Source organism: Pleomorphomonas oryzae DSM 16300, from assembly GCF_000422965.1.
In the GTDB taxonomy this organism is placed as follows: domain Bacteria; phylum Pseudomonadota; class Alphaproteobacteria; order Rhizobiales; family Pleomorphomonadaceae; genus Pleomorphomonas; species Pleomorphomonas oryzae.
Map to the genome: position 1 here is coordinate 1 of NZ_AUHB01000025.1, position 17,404 is coordinate 17,404.

At 65.6% G+C, this 17,404-nt stretch carries 16 protein-coding genes and 1 pseudogene; 3 read left to right on the forward strand and 14 right to left on the reverse strand.

Annotated features, from left to right (window positions below; genetic code table 11):
- The 4 genes from G522_RS30720 to olsB all read right to left on the reverse strand — a co-directional run.
- The coding region (locus G522_RS30720; RefSeq protein ID WP_156886959.1) for a helix-turn-helix domain-containing protein at positions 1 to 268 on the reverse strand (268 nt) is incomplete at its 3' end.
- Positions 269 to 368: 100 nt separating this feature from the next.
- The gene (locus G522_RS0123695) at positions 369 to 1,001 is read right to left on the reverse strand and encodes a DedA family protein (protein WP_026793150.1); all 633 of its coding nucleotides are present in this window, start codon (positions 999 to 1,001) and stop codon (positions 369 to 371) included.
- Position 1,002: 1 nt separating this feature from the next.
- Positions 1,003 to 1,584: a class I SAM-dependent methyltransferase gene (locus G522_RS0123700; protein WP_026793151.1), complete on the reverse strand. Its 582-nt coding sequence runs from the start codon at positions 1,582 to 1,584 to the stop codon at positions 1,003 to 1,005.
- A 209-nt stretch (positions 1,585 to 1,793) separates the two neighbouring features.
- The gene (olsB, locus tag G522_RS0123705; protein ID WP_084633374.1) at positions 1,794 to 2,666 is read right to left on the reverse strand and encodes a l-ornithine N(alpha)-acyltransferase; all 873 of its coding nucleotides are present in this window, start codon (positions 2,664 to 2,666) and stop codon (positions 1,794 to 1,796) included.
- Between the two features lie 194 nt (positions 2,667 to 2,860).
- Here olsB and G522_RS0123710 point away from each other — a divergent pair, with 194 nt between their 5' ends.
- Together G522_RS0123710 and G522_RS0123715 are read left to right on the forward strand one after the other, a co-directional pair.
- Positions 2,861 to 3,535, forward strand: a complete 675-nt coding sequence (locus tag G522_RS0123710; RefSeq protein ID WP_026793153.1) for a response regulator transcription factor — start codon at positions 2,861 to 2,863, stop codon at positions 3,533 to 3,535.
- On the forward strand, positions 3,532 to 4,926 hold the full coding sequence (locus G522_RS0123715) for a sensor histidine kinase (RefSeq protein ID WP_026793154.1): 1,395 nt from the start codon (positions 3,532 to 3,534) through the stop codon (positions 4,924 to 4,926). Before G522_RS0123710 ends, G522_RS0123715 begins: the two co-directional genes overlap by 4 nt.
- A 27-nt stretch (positions 4,927 to 4,953) precedes the next feature.
- On the opposite strand, the gene G522_RS0123720 is transcribed toward G522_RS0123715, so the two are convergent.
- The 10 genes and pseudogenes from G522_RS0123720 to G522_RS0123765 all read right to left on the reverse strand — a co-directional run bounded on the left by G522_RS0123720 (position 4,954) and on the right by G522_RS0123765 (position 16,849).
- A complete protein-coding gene (locus G522_RS0123720) occupies positions 4,954 to 5,349 on the reverse strand; it encodes a hypothetical protein (RefSeq protein ID WP_026793155.1) in 396 nt (131 codons plus the stop codon).
- A gap of 148 nt (positions 5,350 to 5,497) precedes the next feature.
- Positions 5,498 to 6,661, reverse strand: coding sequence for a serine hydrolase domain-containing protein (locus G522_RS29315; RefSeq protein ID WP_051229181.1), 1,164 nt, complete (start codon positions 6,659 to 6,661; stop codon positions 5,498 to 5,500).
- A gap of 222 nt (positions 6,662 to 6,883) precedes the next feature.
- Entirely contained in the window at positions 6,884 to 7,519 is a 636-nt protein-coding gene (locus tag G522_RS0123730; protein ID WP_026793156.1) for an outer membrane protein, read from the reverse strand.
- Between the two features lie 229 nt (positions 7,520 to 7,748).
- Positions 7,749 to 9,098: a sensor histidine kinase gene (locus G522_RS0123735; protein WP_026793157.1), complete on the reverse strand. Its 1,350-nt coding sequence runs from the start codon at positions 9,096 to 9,098 to the stop codon at positions 7,749 to 7,751.
- The gene (locus G522_RS0123740) at positions 9,095 to 9,769 is read right to left on the reverse strand and encodes a response regulator transcription factor (protein WP_026793158.1); all 675 of its coding nucleotides are present in this window, start codon (positions 9,767 to 9,769) and stop codon (positions 9,095 to 9,097) included. The genes G522_RS0123735 and G522_RS0123740 overlap by 4 nt, the downstream gene beginning before the upstream one ends.
- 149 nt (positions 9,770 to 9,918) lie before the next feature.
- A pseudogene (locus G522_RS28475) lies at positions 9,919 to 12,921 on the reverse strand (efflux RND transporter permease subunit); the annotation flags it as partial.
- Positions 12,918 to 13,997, reverse strand: a complete 1,080-nt coding sequence (locus G522_RS0123750) for an efflux RND transporter periplasmic adaptor subunit (RefSeq protein ID WP_026793159.1) — start codon at positions 13,995 to 13,997, stop codon at positions 12,918 to 12,920. The gene G522_RS0123750 and the pseudogene G522_RS28475, both read right to left, overlap by 4 nt.
- 12 nt (positions 13,998 to 14,009) lie before the next feature.
- Positions 14,010 to 15,416 (reverse strand): MFS transporter, encoded by a 1,407-nt coding sequence (locus G522_RS0123755; RefSeq protein WP_026793160.1) that lies wholly within the window; start codon positions 15,414 to 15,416, stop codon positions 14,010 to 14,012.
- 149 nt (positions 15,417 to 15,565) lie between these two features.
- Positions 15,566 to 16,330 (reverse strand): TetR/AcrR family transcriptional regulator, encoded by a 765-nt coding sequence (locus G522_RS28480; protein ID WP_051229187.1) that lies wholly within the window; start codon positions 16,328 to 16,330, stop codon positions 15,566 to 15,568.
- 144 nt (positions 16,331 to 16,474) lie between these two features.
- On the reverse strand, positions 16,475 to 16,849 hold the full coding sequence (locus G522_RS0123765; RefSeq protein WP_036840775.1) for a DUF427 domain-containing protein: 375 nt from the start codon (positions 16,847 to 16,849) through the stop codon (positions 16,475 to 16,477).
- 289 nt (positions 16,850 to 17,138) lie between these two features.
- Here G522_RS0123765 and G522_RS0123770 point away from each other — a divergent pair.
- Positions 17,139 to 17,404, forward strand: a 266-nt coding sequence (locus G522_RS0123770) for a transposase (protein WP_036840566.1), incomplete at its 3' end; no start/stop codon positions are given.

Below are 17,404 nucleotides of genomic sequence, written 5' to 3' on the forward strand. Positions count from 1 at the left end.
TGACGTCGGCCGCAAGGTCCGGCTGGCGCGCCAGCTTGAAACGGGTATCCCATTGTCGTCGTCGGGCGGCCAGGCGGTGCGCCCGTTCGCCATCGTAGGGGCCGGACCACTGTTTGGTCGGCTTGGCGTTGCGCCTGAGCTCGCGGCTGATCGTCGATGCTGATCGTTCAAGCCGCGCCGCTATGCTTCGCACCGATAGCCCTTCCCGGTGGAGAAGCTCTACCGTCACCCGCTCTCGCAACGAGAGCTGAGAGTAATGTTGTCCCATCGCAGCAACACCTTAGCAGGTGTTGCACTTCACTCGTGAGTCCAAGCAGGACCTCGGGCAGAATGGAGCACGCGGCGGATATAGGTCACATCCGTTGAACTCACGAGCCTGCGCCGGCAAGGCATCGCTCCGATCGCCGGATGATCCTTTCCCGTAACCGATACCCGAGAAGGATCGTCATTTCCGTGGCCACCAGGGCTGCGGAAACCCAGAAGCCGACGTGTACCGGATCGTGGCCGCTGCCGCGCAACAGATAGCCGAGGGTCAGGAACGGCGCGTTCCACAGGAGGATGCCGAGCGCCGCCGCGCCGACGAAGACAATCGGCTGGATGGCGAACACGCCGGCCGGCAGCGCCAGATAGATGCGGGCCACGGGTATGGTCTGGCCGAACAGCGTCACCCAGAAGTGGTTGCGCCGATAGGCGTTGGCGAGGCTCTGGTAATGCCGTCCGTTGAAGAACACATACTTGCCGAAGCGCGCCACGATGCGTTCGACCCGCGCCGCGCCGAACAGGCGTCCCGCCCCATACCAGATGACCGATCCGGTCAGAGATCCCACCGCCGTCGCCAGGATCGCCAAGGCGAGCATGCCGCGGTTGGGAAGCGTCATGCCGAGCAGCATCAGCAGGACATAGGAGGGGATGATCGGCGTGAATTTTTCGGCCAGGGCGATGAACAGCAGGCCCGGCAGCCCAAAGCTCAACACCATCGCCACGAGGTGCGCAGCGTCCATCTCAGCCCCCCTTCTCGGATCGCCGCTCGATCCGATAGACGGATGCCGGCGGGATGTTCTGGAAGGTCCTGCCCACCCAGATGGCGTTGAGATCGAGCTCGGCCAGCGTCGCATCCGGCACCGAGCAGCGCGCACCGTAGGTGAACAGAAACAGGGAGCCGTCCGGCCGCAGATAGTCAAAGGCCGCTTTGAGGATCGCCGTGATCTTCTCCTGCGACATGTTGAGAAAGCCGAGGCCACAGACCACCGCGCCGACCGGCACGCCGTCGAACAGCTTGCTCCGGTCGAGGCCAGCCGCGTCCATCCAGAGAACGCGAACGCGTGGGAACCGCGTTTGCAGGAGGCGAGCAAAATCGGAGCTATATTCCACCAGCGTCAGGTCCTGCGGCCTGACGCCCCGCTTCAGCAGGGCCCGCGTGAACACCCCGGTTCCCGGGCCGAGTTCGACGACCGGGCCGGTTTCCGCCGAGATTTCTCTCGTCATCAACGAGGCCAGGGCACGGCCGGACGGAAAGATGGCGGCAACGCTGAGGGGATTGCGAAACCATTCTCTGGCGAACAAGAGGACGTCAGACAGCGACATGTCGGCCCTCCAGGATGGTCACATAGGCCGCAAGTCGATTCGTATCGTTGGAATGTATTGTCACGAGAGATAGTCCTCAGCATGAAGGAAAGAGCGAACTCATTCCAGAGTCTTCATGCTGATCGATGTCTCATGCCTGAATGTCGCCAGTCTGTCGCCGATCTATATTCGGAGAAAATCGCACCCACCGCCTTCCGATATTGAATCCATCAGGCATGACGGCCGGCATCGGCGCCATAATACCGAACATATCGTTCGGAGATGCGTTCGACCGGCAGCACGATCATCACATCGGTGGTGCCGAACGGACGGTCGACGACAGCACCTCGACCCACCATAGCGCCGAGGCGCAGATAGCCCTTGATCAGCGGCGGCATGCCGGAAAGCGCCGCGCGCATGTCCACCGCCTCGATCAGCAGCCGGTTCATGGTCACCGTCCGCTCAGGCCTCGCTTCCACCAGCCAGTCACCGTCGGCCGATGCATGATGGTGCAGGAAGGACAGCGGCAGGGCCAGCGCGTCGGGATCGGTACCCTCGAAGGAGGCGCAGCCGATCATGGCGTCGATGCCGTGGTTGAGCACATAGGCCCAGATGCCCTGCCACAGCAGCTCGACGGTGCGCTTGCTGCGATAGGGCTTCATGACGCAGGAGCGGCCGAGCTCGAGGAACTCCAGACCGGCATGGCGGGACAGCAGCGGTTCGATGGCAAACTCGCCGGCCGTGTAGAAGCCGCGATGCCGCTCAGCTACGCTCTGGCGCAACAGGCGGTAGGTACCGACGATACGCGGCCGCGCCTTGCGGAACGGCCGGATCTCCACGTCGTCATGGTCGAGCACCAGAAGGTGGTCGCAATAGCGGTCGAAGGCGTCGGCGTCGCGCCGGCGAAGGAAGGTGCGCGGATCGGCGGTCGCTTGCATCTCGCCGTAGAACACCCGGTAACGCAGCGCCTGCGCGGCACGCACCTCGGCGGCCGAACGGGCGAGCCGCACCTCCAGCGGCCCGAGGCAGCCCAGCGGCGCGCCCTCGCCGGCCTCGATCCCCCTCGCATGCGTTGCGGGAAACGTATTGGAAAGTCCGAACATGACAACCTCTGTCAAAAGGATTCGCTGGAAATGCTTTGAAATGCAGCCCCGCTCCTCGCATGCCTGGATGTCGGCAGTCTGTCGCGAAGTCGGGCGGGAAAGAGGACCGAAACCCCATCTCTTGGATTTTTTGCAAGGCTGCCGCCATGAAGAGCCCCTAAGACGATATGGTGGGACCTCAAGGGAAGTTGCCGATGCGCGTGTTACTGGTCGAAGACGAGCCGGAGATGGCCTCGGCGTTGCGCGCGGCGCTGACTCGGCACGACATGATCGTCGACCACGCGCCCAACCTGTTCGAAGCCGAAGCCATCGCCGCGCTGGGCGGCTATGACGCCCTGGTGCTCGACCGCCAGCTACCGGACGGTGACGGCCTCAGCCTGATCCCCAAGCTCAGGGCGCGCGGCAACCTGGTGCCGGTGCTCGTCCTCACGGTGCGCGGCGACCTCGCCGACCGGGTGGCCGGACTGGATCAGGGAGCCGACGACTATCTCGCCAAGCCCTTCGCCTTGGAGGAATTTCTGGCCCGACTGCGCGCCCTCCTGCGCCGACCGGCCAACGTGCAATCCGATACCGTCCGCGCCGGTCGCCTGTCCTTCGATTTCGTCAATCGCGAGGCCAGCGTCGGCGGCGGCGTGCTCGATCTGACGCGGCGGGAAATCCTGGTTCTGGAAGCGCTGCTCCGCCGGCTGGGCCGCATGGTGCCGCGCTCGCTGCTGATGGAGGCCGTGTTCTCGCTGGACGACGAGGTCCAGCCCAACGCCCTGGATACCCAAGTGTCGCGCTTGCGCCGCAAACTGACTGAGGCCGACGGCGGCGTCACCATCAACGGCGTGCGCGGCGTCGGCTATCTCCTGAGAGAAACGCCATGACCTCTCGGCGTCCCAAGTCCCTCAAATGGCGCCTGGTCGGCCATCTCGCCGTCATGCAGGCCGTCATGCTGGTTCTGCTCACGGCGATCATTCTCATCGTCATCGGCTTCATGTGGCGCAGCGGCATGCTGGGCGACAGCTACGAAGGCAGCACCATCGATGTTCTTGTCAGAGCGGTGGAGCGCAATGCCCAAGGCGAACTGACGCTGCGCCCAACGCCCGAGCTCCTCCGCATGCGATCGGAGAACCCCGATCTCTGGTTCGTCGTGCGCGACACCCAAGGCCATCGCCTTTTCGAAGGAACTGTGCCGCCCGAGGTGGCGCCGATCGCCGCTCTGCTCGATCATTTCGAGGATGCCCTTCTCCGATCGCCCTCCAGCGACCCGACCAACCCGGCCGGCGTGATCAGATGGGCCGACACCGAGGCTGGCCGGCTTCAGATGCTCACGCCGGCCAAAGGACGTCTTTCGGTCCACACGATCGTCGCGGCAATCGAGCCGATGCTGGTCAACGCGGCGCTGCCGATCTTCGGACTGATGGCCCTTGCCACCATCCTGGTCACGCCCTTCGTGGTGCGCCGCGCCATGGTCGGGTTGGGACAGGCGGCCGGCGACGCCGAACGCATCGACATCGACCGCAGCGGCGTGCGCCTTTCCCTCGACAAAGTGCCGGCCGAGGTGGTTCCTTTCGTCAATGCGGTCAACCACGCGCTCGACCGCCTCGACAAGGGATACGAAGGGCACAAGCGCTTCCTGGCCGATGCGGCGCATGAACTCAGAACCCCCATCGCCATCCTGACGACGCGCATCGCCTCCCTGCCCTCCGGCCCGGACCGGACGCGCCTCCTCGAGGACACCACGCGCCTGACCATCCTGACCGGGCAGCTCCTCGACCTGCAGCGCCTTGACCAGAGCGAGATCGCCCTCGCACCGGTGGATCTCGTCGCCATCGCCGAACGGATCGTTCTCGACATCGCGCCACTGGCCTTCGCCGCCGGCTACGAGATGACGCTGGAGCCGGAAGCCGAGCACGTCATGATCGCCGGCGACGAAACGGCGCTCGACCGTGCCTTGGCCAATCTCATTCAAAACGCCATCGACCACGGCGGCCGGCGCGGCACCATCATGATCCGCGTCGCCCGCGCCGGCTGGATCGAAGTCTGTGACGAGGGCGACGGCATTCCGCCAGCCGAGCGTGAACAGATCTTCGAGCCCTTCTATCGCCTCAGGCAAGGTGGCCGCGGCGCTGGCCTCGGCCTCGATCTGGTCCAGAAGATCATGCGGCTGCACGGCGGCCATATCGAAGTGGTCACCGGCCCCACCAAGGGCGCCTGCCTCAGGATGGTGTTTCCGCTGCCCGCCTCGACCGACCGCCCCGAGCAGCCGAGCTGATCGCCCCCACACCGGCTCGGGCACCGATCACTCGCACTCGAACGACGGCTGCCTGAAGCCCGTCACATACCATTCGGCGCCGGAGAAGTGGGTGTAGAACGTGTAGTAGCACGCGGTTTGCTGGACATAGCCAGGGGTCTCGGTCGCTTCATAGCGCTCGCCATGCCGTGTCCGGCGCGTCTCGCCGCTCGTGCTGCCCGAGACGGCCTGCGTCTTGTCCTGACGCCATTGATAGGCCCTCTCGCCGGGGCGCAAATCGTAGACGTTGTCGGGCGGACCATAATCCAGCATGACGCTGTTGATCGGCGCGCCGATATAGCTCTTCATGATATCTGAGGCACAGGCCGTCAGCAGGACGAGCGCGGCGAGCCCCAAGGCCAAAAAGACGAACGTCTGTAGGTGTTTGCTTGGTGTCCTGGTCATCCGTGAGCCCTTTTCCGGTGTTTTCCGGGCCTAGACCTAGAGGGCGTCGGTTACGGCAGCATTGCGCGAAATGGCTCAATCCTTTCCGACGGGCGTTCGTCGGTCGCGGCAAGCCCAATGCGAGCGCCACATAATCCCGCTATAGCCGTTACTTTCGCCCTGATCCTCCGGGCGGCATCAACGCCTTCAGCAGCATGTTGGCGGCGGGAACGGCAGAGCCGTCGCCGGTGAGGGCGACCGCGACGATGGCCTTGTCGGCCGGCGAATAGGCAACGATCGCGCTGGCGCCGGGCGTTCCGCCAGCGTGCCCGATCCAGTGGAGCGAGCGGCTGCCATCGGCCACATCGAACACCATGACGCCCAGTCCGTAATAGGTGCCCGGATCGTACATCGGGTAGAGCGTCCGGGCCATCTCGCGCACCACGTGCTTCGGCAACAGACGTCCGCCGAGCAAGGCCGCCCAGAAGCGGGTCATGTCGGCGGCGTCGCTGACGATGGGACCGGCAGCCCCGGCCCAGCTCGCATCCATTGGCTTTTCCCTGGCCGTCACCAGCGGCGCGACACCGGCCGCCCCGCGCCCCGGCGCCAGGGCGCGCATCGAAGCAAGTCCAAGCGGCGTGATGATCCGCGCGGTGATCGCCTCATCGATCGGCCGACGATCGACCTGGCGAACGATTTCGCCCAGCAGATCATAGCCGGTGTTGGAATAGTGCCAGTTTTCTCCGGGGCAAAAAATGGCCCCATGCTTGCGCGCCACCGCAAGAGTGGCCGCCGGATCCCGATAGCGCGGATCGGCACGCACCTTGAGATCCTCGTTGGCGCTGAACAGGCCGCTGGTATGGGCGAGCAGGTCGCCGACCGTCGCCACATCGCCATTCGGCACGCCCGATATCCAGTGCGAGACGGGGTCGTCGAGGGAGAGTTTGCCCTCCCTCACGAGTTGGAGGACGACCACCGCCGTGAAGGTCTTTCCAACGCTGGCCCAAAACAGCAGCGGCTCGCCAGCCGGCGCGTCGGTTCGTTGCCACAGGCCTTTTCCAGGCACAGCAACGGCGGCCGTCATAGCCGACGCGGCGGTAAGGGCGCGACTACGCTCGTAAGCGCCATCGAGGCGACCAGTGATGGCCGTCGGCAGCGCTCGATGGGGAATGGGTCCGATCGGCGCGATGTCGAAGGCGGCATGCAGGGGCGACCCGGCATAGGCGGCACGGGCGGCACAATGAACCGACCGGTAATCCGCCGCGTGGGCCGGCGTGCCGATCGCCGCGAGGGTAGCAAGAGCAATGGCTGACTTGGCAATGCAACGGAACACGAGAAGCCCTTCTGGTAGACGACGAATATTTCCTGGGAGTGATCGGACAAAGGTCCAAATATGCGCATGACGAAGACGACAATGCGGGCGCGCCGGGGCGTAATTCTCGCCGCATGCATTGCGATCGCTTTTCCGGTGAAATCTGGTTCACCGGAAAAGCTTTATTTCGTTGGTTGCAGCAGTCTGGGATGCGAGACCAGCTCCTGGTTTTGCTGAAATTCTCTAGAAGCGGTAGTTGAGGCCCGCCTTGAAGACGTGATCCTTGAGATTGGTCTTTGAGGCGCCGCTCGACGTCGTGGCCTTCATGTCGTCGGTCGCCACATAATCATATTCGAACTTGGCCGAAAGGCCGCCGTCAAACGCCTGTTCGACGCCGACGCCCAGCAGATAGCCCTGCTTGAAACCGTCCGTCACGTAGGTTCCGCTGCTTCCCTTGTAATCTGTCATGGTGAGGCCGGCGGTGCCGTAAACCAGCGTACGATCAAGGCTGAGGCCTGCCTTGGCCTTGGCCGCGCCGCGATAGCGCTCCTTGACCTGGCCGCCGGGAACGTTGCGCTCGGCGTTGCCCAGATAGCTTCCCTCGAGCTCGACACCCAGAACGGCTGGACCCGTCTGGAAATTATAGCCCGCCTGAACGCCACCCAGGATCGCCTTGTCACCCGACAGCGGATTGACATGCGAGGTGGTCGCGCCACCGTGGACACCGACGTAAGCGCCATCCCATTTGAACGGCGCCGGCGCGTCGTAGGAGGGAACGTTGATCCCACCCAACGGGGAAATGTCGGCGGCTGACGCGTTGCCGGCAAGGACGCCTACGACGCCCGCCACGATGACCACCGCTTTTGCTTTGAAAGACATTGACCGCTCCATGCCACCCGCGTGTCTGGATGACCCACGGGGCTTTGGTTGTTGGAAAAGGCCGCCTCGGCAGCCTGTTTCTCCCCGATGGCCTGAACAGTTTCCATCGGCAGATGAGGGTCATTTTGCCGTTGGAGATTGCGTCTACATTGCGAGATGAAACAATAAGAATATAATTATCGGTAAGTATTGAGCGGAATCGGACCGATTGTTAAGAAATTTTTAGTATTTACTTTGCCTGTTCGCCAGGAAAAACCAAGCGAAAGCAGGCACCGCCGTGTGGCGTATCTATGACCGTCACGCTACCGCCGTGGCGTTGCATGATTTCGCGCACCAGATTGAGGCCAAGGCCGGCACCGCGACTGCGTGGCTGCAAGCGGTAGAACGGCTCGAAAATCCGCTCCCGCTCGTCGACGGGCACGCCCGGCCCCTCATCGCTGATTTCGATGACGGCGGGCGTTTCCACTGTGATGAGGATGGTTCCGCGCCCGCCGCCATGTTCGATGGCGTTCTGCACGAGATTGGTCAGCACCCGCTGCAAGGCGCCCTTGTCCGCCCGGATCACCAGGTCCTTCGCCTCGACCTCCAGCGACAGCTCGTAGCCATGGGCGATGGCGAGCGGCGCAAGGTCGGCAGCGGCCTCCCGGCAGAGCCCCGCCAGATCGACGTCGACAAAGCTGTGACCGCTGGCGTCCAGGCGCTGAAGATCGAGCAGTTGTTCGGCGAGCGAGGCAATGCGCCAGGCATCGGCCAGCAGATGTGTCCTCAGCTGGCCTTCGGGGATGGTTTCCACCCGCGTCTGAAGGATGGCCACCGGCGTGCGCAGTTCGTGGGCGGCATCGAGAATGAAGCGCCGATGCCGCTCATATCCCTCGTCCAGCCGCTGCAGGGCGCCGTTGATGGCGTTGACCAGCGGCCGCACCTCGTTGGGCACCTCGTCCAGCGGCAGACGATAGCCGCGCCGGTCGGTGTCGATCGCTCCCGCCTCCTCGGCGATGCTGGACAGGCTGGAGAACGAACGCCGCACGATCCACGGAATGACGACGACCGTCACAAGGGCCATCAGCAGCAGAATGGGCACCATCAGGAGATTGGAGAGAAACAGGACGACGAAGGTCGTGCTGAAGAGGTTGCCCTTGCCGAGCACGGTGAACTCGCCGGCCGGGCCGGACGCCCGTCGTACCACCGCCAGGTTGGAATAAGGCCAAGCCGTATCGCGAATGTCGGCGAAGGTGATCTTGTCGAGGTTGTCGGCCATGGCTGCATAGAGCGTCGGGACTGTGCCCGTTCGAACGATCTCGCCCCGATCGCTACGCGCTACGAACCAGAAATCGCCGTCCATCCGCTGCTGCCTGGCCAACTCGGGCGTCTGGTTCAGCCGCAGGCTGCCGTCCTCCTGACGGTCGATGGCGCGCGCGGCCATCTCGGCAAACTTTGGGCTGACCAGCACACCGCCCTCGTCCTTCTGCACGAGGTAGGCCACGAAACCAATGCCGAACAGGAAGAGAATGCCGACCTGGAAGATGAGGAACTGGATGATGAGGCGGCGTTTCAGCGATATCGGTCGGCGCGGTTTCATGGCGTCGCCCTGATCAGGTAGCCGACGCCGCGAATGCCGTGGATCTCCACGTCGGCCTCCGCCTCAGTGAGCTTTCGGCGCAGGCGCGATATGTGGGAATCGAGCGCATTGGACTGGATCTCATCGTCGAACGTATAGACCGCCTCCTCCAGCACGCTGCGCAGCACCGTCCGCCCCTGCCGGCGGACCAGCGTTTCCAAGACGAGTAACTCGCGCCGAGGCAGATCGAGCAGGGTACCGTCGATACGTGCCTCGCGATTGTCGAGGCTGAATTCCAGCCGCCCGACACGCGCCACCATCGGCACCACCTTAGCCGGACGGCGCATGATGGCCCGGACGCGCGCCAACAATTCCTCCACCGCGAACGGCTTGGTGAGATAGTCGTCGGCCCCGACATCGAGACCGTTGACGCGATCTTCGATGGAGCCGCGCGCCGTCAGCACGATCACCGGCGTGGTATCGCCGGTGCCCCGTAGATGGGTGAGGAAGCTCAAGCCATCGCCGTCGGGAAGCTGCAAGTCCAGCAGGACGATATCATGCAGGTTCTGGGCGACCGCCTCCTGCGCATAGGCGAGCGTCGGTGCGTGATCAACAATGATGTCATACCGGTGCAGCGCCGTGGCAAGCGCGTCCGCCATCTGCGGTTCATCCTCAACGAGCAACAGGCGCATGTCTTCCCCACTTCGCCGCGAGCGCTATGCGACGAACATTGCAGCAGCATTGCGCGTCGCCCGTCAATTTGACGCCATGACCGCTCGCCTTTTCTGGCTCCAGTCCCCAGTTGCTTCAGCCGGCGCGACAGCCCGTCGACCGCACTGTAGACCACCGGCACGACGACGAGGCTCAGCAGGGTCGATAGCGTCAGGCCGCCGATCACCACCAGCCCCATCGGCCGGCGGAAGCTTGGGTCGCCACCTGAGAGGCCGAGCACCACCGGCGCCATACCGCCGATCATCGCCAGCGTGGTCATCACCACTGGCCGCGCCCGCTTGTGGCAGGCTTCCGTCAGCGCGTCGAACCGGCTGCGGCCGGCGAACTGCGCGGCGGCGGCATATTCGACGATCAGGATGGAGTTCTTGGTGACGATGCCCACCAGCATCAGCATGCCGATGGCCGTCGCCATGGAAAAGCTGGTGCCGGTAACGACCAGCGGCAGCAGGGCGCCGCCGAGCGACAAGGGAATGGCCGCGAGGATGGTGAACGGCTGCAGGAAATCGTGGAACAGCAGCACCAACACGCCGTAGATGCAGAAGACGCCGATCACGAAGGCGAACAGGAAGCCGGAGAACATGTTGTTCATCATCTCCACGTCGCCCTCGTCGACGAGGCGGACGCCGGCCGGCAGGCCGCGCACCGACGGCAGCGCCTTCACCTCGTCCATGACGGCGCCGATGCTGCGCCCGTTGAGCTCGGCGCTGATCGTCACGTTGCGCTCGCGGTCGAGCCGGGTGATCGCCACCGGGCCGGTCCGCATCGAGAGAGCGGCCACCGTGCCGAGATCGACTCTGCCCCCCGTCCCGCCGACCCGGAGCGCGGCCAGCGTTTCCGGACTTTCAGACAGCCCGTCGGGCAGGCGGATGCGGATCGGCAGTTGCCGCTCCCCGAGATCGAGCTTGGGCAGGTTGACCGCATAATCGCCGGCCGAAGCGATGCGCACGGTGGAGGCGATGGCGGCCGGCGTCACGCCCAGCGCGTCGGCGCGGGCGAGATCCGGCACCACGGCAAGCTCCGGCGCCTCCAGCGCCGCCGTCGACGTTACCGCGCCGAGGCCGGGGATCGTCCGCATCTCGGTCTCCACCGCCTCGGTGGCGCGGCCGAGCGCCGCCGCGTCGTTGCCGGCCAGCACCACGTCGAGCTTGACGCCGTCGGCATTGCCACCGACGGCCACCCGCACGCCCGGCAGGGCGGAGAGCGTCTGCCGAATATCCTGCTCGATCACCTGTTGCGAGCGCTGCCGCTCGCCAAACGGCGTCAGGTCGACGGTGATCAGCGCGCTTGTCACGTCGGCGTTCGCTACCGCGTCCGGCCCGGCGCCGGCCACCGCGCCGGTGCCCACCCGCGTCAGCACCGAACGGACGTCGGGCACGTTGCCGATCAGCGCCGTTGCCCGGCGCGCCACCGCATCGGTGGCGGTCAGCGTGCTGCCCGGTTGCAGTGTCAGCTCGACACTGGTCTGGGCGATGTCGGAGGCCGGCACGAAGGCGGTATCGAGCAGCGGCACCAGCGCAAAGGAAGCGCCGACGAACAGCAGGGCGGCGGCGAGCGTCGTCTTGCGGAACCGGAGGCAGCCGCGCACGAACCTGAGGTAGCTCCGCATCACAAGGCCGTCGGCCGTCTCGCCGCGCCGCTTGCCGGGCTTCAGCAGGCGCGCCGCCAGCATCGGCGTCAGCAGGCGGGCAACCAGCAGCGAGGCCAGCACGGCGGCCGAGGCGGTGATGCCGAACTGGCGAAAGATCAGCCCCGGCACGTCGCCGATGAACGCCGTCGGCAGGAACACGGCCACCAGCGTCAGCGTGGTGGCCACCACCGCGAGGCCGATCTCCTGCGTCGCCACGATGGTCGCCTGGCGCGGCGTGCCGCCGGCCCTGAGATGTCGCTCGATGTTCTCCACCTCGACGATGGCGTCGTCGACCAAAACGCCGATCACCAGCGACAGCGCCAGCAGCGACACCGCGTTGAGACTGAAGCCGAACCATGCCATCACCATGAAGGTCGGCACCAAGGCCAGCGGCAGCGCCGCCGCCGCGACGATGGTGGCACGCAGCGAACCGAGGAAGGCGAACACCACCAGCACGGCGAGGCCGATGCCCTCGTAAAGCATGTGCATCGACGCGTGATAGTCGTTGAGCGTGGCGGTGGCCGTCGTCGTCGCCTCGGCAAGCCGCACATCCGGCCGCGCGGCGGCAAGGCGGGCGACGGCGGCGCGCACGCCCTCGGCAACCTCGATCTCCGAATAACCGTTGGAGCGCTTGATCTCGACGAGCACCACTCGGTCGACGCCGTGATAGGCAAGGCTGGTGCGCTCGGCGTGTCCATCCTCGATGGTCGCCACCTCGGAAAGCGGCACCGAGGCGCCACTGACCAGCGGCAGGGTCAGCTCGCCCAGGGCATCGACGTTTCCCGCCGCCGCTTGAAGGCGGATGCTGCTTTTGCTGAGCGTCGTCTCGACACGGCCGCCGGAGGTGTCGACCTGCGCCGCGCGCAGGCGCTCGGCCACCTCGCCGATGGTCAGGCCGAAGGCAGCGAGCTGCGCCGGGGCGACGGTGACCGTCACCTCCCGGTCGATGCCGCCGGTGCGGGCGACATCGCCGACGCCGGGCACGGCGCGCAGGGCGCGGTTGAGGTCGTTGTCGACGAACCAGGACAGCGCCGCCTCGTCGAGACTGTCGGATGTCGCGGCAAAGGCGATCAGCGGCGTGTCCTGAACGGTCTGCCGCGAGATGCTGGGCGCCTCCATGTCGGCCGGCAGATCGGCCCTGACGCTGTCGACCGCGTTGCGCACCTCGTTCAGGGCGGCTTCCGGGTCCTTGTCGATCTGGAATTCGACGATGATCGAAGCGCGGCCGTCGTCGATGCGGGTGGTGATGTGGTTGAGCTTGCCGAGCGTCGCCACCTTGTCCTCGATCTTGCGCACGGCGTCGGTCTCCAGCTGGTCTGGCGCGGCGCCATCCAGCTGGCAGTCGATGAACACCAGGGGAAGGTCGAGGTCGGGAAAGCTCTGCACGGCCAGCCACGAGAAGGAGATGAGGCCGCCGACCAGGAGCAGCACGAACAGCAGCACCACCGGCACCGGATTGCGAACGGCCCAGGCGGACACGTTCATGGCTTCACCTCTTCGGCAGCGATGGCGACGGCGGCGCCGTCGAACAGGAAGGCGACGCCGCTTTCGGCCACCGCCACATCGGGGGAAAGGCCTGAGACGACGGCGATCCGCCCGTCATGTCGGGCACCGGTGGTCACCGAAAGCCGCTTCACCGTGCCCTTCGGATCCAGCGCGAAGACGAAGCTAGTGCCATCCTTTAGCAGCACCGCGCTTTCCGGCAGGGTCAGAACCTCCTGCTGACCGGTGTCGATATGACCGGCGAAATAAGCGCCGGGCCGGAGTTCGCCGGTGGCCGGCAGATCGACATAGACCGTCGCCCGGCCGGAGGCGGCATTCAGCGTCGGGCCGACGAGACGAACGACGCCGATCGACAGGCTAATGCCATTTTCCGTCAGTGTCGCGGCCATGCCCCGCGTCAGGCGGGCAGCGGCGTCGGCCGCCACCTCGGCCCGCCATTCGACGCGGTTTTGGCGGACCAGGCGATAGAGTTCCGTGCCGGCCGAGGCGACGGCGCCGAGCACGGCCGGCCGTGCCGAAATGACGCCGTCGTCGGGCGCCACCAGCGTCGCCTTGGCAAGGCGAAGCCGGCGCGTCTCAAGCTCCGCCTCGGCGGCTGCGACATTGGCGGCGGCGACGCGCTCGGCGATCAGCGCCGCCTCCAGCTCGCGCTTCGACTGGCCGCCGCTCGGCCCCAGGAGCTCGGCGCGGCGGGCGTCCGACTGGGCGAGCTCATAGGCGGCCCTGGCGCTGTCGAGCGCCGCCTCGCCAGCCGCGACCGCCGCCCTCAGTTGGTCGTCGGCAAGGCGGGCCACCACATCGCCCTTGCGGACACTGTCGCCGACGTCGACGGCCAGATCCTCGATCCTGTAGTCGCCGATCTCGGTGGCGATCGACGCCTCGCTCCAGGCGGCCACCCAGCCACCGGCGGCGACGCTGTCGGTCCAGGTCTGCCGCTCGGCATGGATCGGCCGTATGGTGAGCACGGTGCGGGCGGTTTGGTCGGCGGCGGTTGCGAGGGGCAAGTCGCCGAGTGCGAAGGCGGCGGCAAGCGCCAGCCCGCTGATCAGATGTTTCATTTGGGTCACCATTCAGTGCGCCGGCTCGGCCGGGGCAGCCCGTGGCATCAGGCCGACCAGCGGCAGGCTGACGAGGATGGCCACCGCGGCGATGGCAAGGCAGAGGAGCAGCGCACCATCGCCGGCCAGACGTGGCGCCTCGCTGAGGAAAGCCGCGCTCATCACCGCCATGCCGGTGCTGGCCGCCAGCTGCTGGGCGGCGCTCAATGAGCCGCTGGCACTGCCGGCCTCCTCGGTCGAGATGTCGCCGAGCGCGATGTCGTAGATGGTGCCGAAGCAGCTGCCCATGCCGAGGCCGAGCACGAACAGCGCGCCGGAAAGGGCCATCAGATGGGTGCCGCCGCCAAGGCCGATGGCCAGCGCCAGCAAGCCGGTGCCGAGCAGCGTCACCCCGAGGCCGATGACCACCAGCATCCGGCCGAGACGCGGGATCAGCGCCATGCCGGCCGCCGAGGCGACGATGATGCCGAGCGTCATCGGCAACATGCGCAACGCCGTGCCCCAGGGCGAGACGGCCAGCGTGTTCTGCAGGAACAGCGAGGTGATGAAGACGAGGCCGTTCACCATGGCAAAGAAGGCAAAGCCGACGATCAGGCCGGAGACGAAGCCCCGGCTTCGGAACAGCGAGGCGAGGATGATCGGCGCCTCGGCGGTGGCCTGCCGCCAGGCGAAGGCGGCAAACAAGGCGAGCGAGGCGACGATCGAGACGCCCGCCCAGCCGAGCCATCCGGCTTGGGCGCCGCCGATCAGGCCATAGATCGCCGTGAGCATGGCAAGGCCGAGCAGCAGCGAGCCGGGGCCGTCGAGGCGGACATCCGGCCGCGCCGGCACCTTCGGCAGCACCCACGCAGCGATCGGCAGGCCAATGACCCCGATGACGATGTTGATCAGGAACATCGGCCGCCAGCCGAGGCCGGCTATGTCGGCATCGATGATCAGGCCGCCGATGAGCGGTCCGGCCACCGCCGACAGGCCGAGCGCCGGCCCAAATACGCTGAAGGCGATGCCGAGCTCGGCGCGGGAAAACAGGGTGGTCAGGATCGCCATGCCCTGCGGGATCAGCAGCGCTCCGAAGGCGCCTTGAACGAAGCGGGCGCCGATCAGCATGCCCGGCGTGAGGGAAAGACCGCAGACCAGCGAGGCCAGCGTGAACCCCGCCATGCCCAGCAGGAACAGCCGCCGCTGCCCGAAGCGGTCGCCGAGCCGGCCGCCCAGCACCAGGAAGACCCCGAGCGCAAGCGTATAGGCGGTGCCGAGCCAACTGATGAAGGCCGGGCCGCCGCCGAGATCGTGGGCGATGGCCGGCGCGGCGATGCTGGTCAGCGTGCCGTCGACGAGGTCGAGAACGTCGGCCATCAGCACGACGGCCAGCACCGCCATCAGGCTCGGCCGGGCAGCAGGAGAGGATAGAGAAGACAAAGGATAGCCTTTCCGCCGGCGCTTTGCGACCGGCATCCGGAAAAACGGCAAGGATCGGGCGTTCGCGGAAGCGGAGGCTTCAGCGGGCCGAGATCCGATGAGGGAGAAAGAGCGCCGGCTTCAGTCGCCGACGATCAGCTTCGTTTGGGTCAATCGCGTTTGAAGGCCAGTCGGCTGGTGTCCGGCGTCGGCGGCACCGCCGTCAGCACGCCGTCGATCAATACGTTGACGGCCCAGGTGTAGCGCTCGAGGCCGTCGCCGCTGAACAGCAACAGCGGGTCGATCGCCGCGAGGTTGGGATAGAGCGCGGGGTCCGCCGCCTCGATGGCGTCCGCCGTGGCGGCGATCTTGCTTTCGTGCTGGTCGGAGCTCTGCTCGGCCGCCGTGGCGGTGGCAAAATGCATCATCAGGTCGATGGCCCAGGCAGCCGAGGCATCCGCTACGCCGCCCTGCCGCAGCAGCTTCAGGAGGGCATCGGCCATCCTGAGCGAATTCGGACCGTTCGAGCGGGCGAACAGCGACAGGCGGGCGATGGCCGGGTGGCTGTAGAGGCGTTCGGTGTAGGTCATCAGCAGGCCGATGAGCTGTCCCCGCCAGTCCGCCGCGTCGACGCTTGCGCCGGGACGCTCGGCGGCCGCCTCCGGTACGCCTGCGATCAGCGCATCGAGCAGCTGCGCATGCAGGTCCTCGGTGTTGCGGACGTAGACGTAGAGCGACGCCGGACCGGTATCGAGGCGACCGGCGATCGCCCGCATCGTCACCTTCTCGAGGCCTTCCTCGTTGAGAATGTCGAGGGCGGTGGCAACGATCAGCTCGCGCGTCAGCGCCACCTTGGCGGGGCGTTCGCGGCGGCTGGCCGGCCCGGAAGAGGCATGGGACGACGGACGAGCGGCGGGAGAATGGTCTTGCTTCATGCCGCCCTTATAACGAACATGTTCGTTACGATCAAGTTCGTTTTTGCCGTCACCTCCAGAAAGGCGCCAGACCGGCGCACCTGTCTGAAATTTCACGACACGCAAGTGCCGCCGACGCAGCCTGCATCGGCAATTGCGGAGACGCTAGTCGACGAGCTCGATCGATACCCGGTCGGGATAAAAGGCGAGATGGCCGGCGATGTCGCCAACCGCCTCGAAGGGTGTCTCGTAGGTCCACACGCTGTTCACCCCGGCCTCTCCGAGGGCCGGTATGCTGTAGTAATTTGCCTGCCCCTTGTACGGGCAATGGGTGGTGTGCTGTGAACGTTCCAACCGCGACATGTCGACGTCGCGTCGCGGTATGTACTGAACCGGCGGATAAGACGCTTCCGCGAGCGTCAGGGCGCCCGTTGTTCTTGCAATCTGCAGCGATCCTTTCCTGACGACGACCGTCGACGAACACTTGTCGATGGTAATGGGATGATTTGCGTCGGGAATCAGTCTGTTGCGCTCGGCCATGAGTGTATCCTTTCGCTCGTAATCCAAGTCATTCAAGCAATCGGGTGAGACCGCTGACGACCATGTCTTCTATTCTTGTCCGGAATAGCAGTGATGGATAAGCAAATCTTCGTGCGCGTTGTCGAAAGCGGTAGCTTTTCGCAGGCGCGCGAACCTGAACGTCGGCCCCGCCCATGAATGCCTCCCAGAGGAGGCTCAAGCCCCAGGCGACACAGCTGGACGCTTCTAAAAACCTCGCCAAATCAGTGGTTTTATGATTCCCTTTGCCTTGTGGCGGAGGGCTCTGGCGATGTCTGGACTGCCTGGCTTTTTTGACTTCGATGACCGGCTGAAGCGGCTGAGCGACCTCGGTGACCAGTTGGAGGCATTTGGCAAGACCGTCGACTTCGAGATATTCCGAGCCGATCTGTTGACGGCCCTTGATTACACCAACGGCCCGCAAGGCGGTCGGCCTCCGTTCGATCCGGTGATGATGTTCAAGATCCTGGTGATCCAGGCGGCCAACAACCTCTCTGACGAGCGGGCCGAGTTTCTGATCAACGACCGTCTGTCGTT

Coding starts and splice junctions, on each gene's coding strand:
- G522_RS0123695 (WP_026793150.1), bottom strand. CDS start 1,001: ATGGACGCTGCGCACCTCGTGGCGATGGTGTTGAGCTTTGGGCTGCCG.
- G522_RS0123700 (WP_026793151.1), bottom strand. CDS start 1,584: ATGTCGCTGTCTGACGTCCTCTTGTTCGCCAGAGAATGGTTTCGCAAT.
- olsB (WP_084633374.1), bottom strand. CDS start 2,666: ATGTTCGGACTTTCCAATACGTTTCCCGCAACGCATGCGAGGGGGATC.
- G522_RS0123710 (WP_026793153.1), top strand. CDS start 2,861: ATGCGCGTGTTACTGGTCGAAGACGAGCCGGAGATGGCCTCGGCGTTG.
- G522_RS0123715 (WP_026793154.1), top strand. CDS start 3,532: ATGACCTCTCGGCGTCCCAAGTCCCTCAAATGGCGCCTGGTCGGCCAT.
- G522_RS0123720 (WP_026793155.1), bottom strand. CDS start 5,349: ATGACCAGGACACCAAGCAAACACCTACAGACGTTCGTCTTTTTGGCC.
- G522_RS0123730 (WP_026793156.1), bottom strand. CDS start 7,519: ATGTCTTTCAAAGCAAAAGCGGTGGTCATCGTGGCGGGCGTCGTAGGC.
- G522_RS0123735 (WP_026793157.1), bottom strand. CDS start 9,098: ATGAAACCGCGCCGACCGATATCGCTGAAACGCCGCCTCATCATCCAG.
- G522_RS0123740 (WP_026793158.1), bottom strand. CDS start 9,769: ATGCGCCTGTTGCTCGTTGAGGATGAACCGCAGATGGCGGACGCGCTT.
- G522_RS0123750 (WP_026793159.1), bottom strand. CDS start 13,997: ATGAAACATCTGATCAGCGGGCTGGCGCTTGCCGCCGCCTTCGCACTC.
- G522_RS28480 (WP_051229187.1), bottom strand. CDS start 16,330: ATGAAGCAAGACCATTCTCCCGCCGCTCGTCCGTCGTCCCATGCCTCT.
- G522_RS0123765 (WP_036840775.1), bottom strand. CDS start 16,849: ATGGCCGAGCGCAACAGACTGATTCCCGACGCAAATCATCCCATTACC.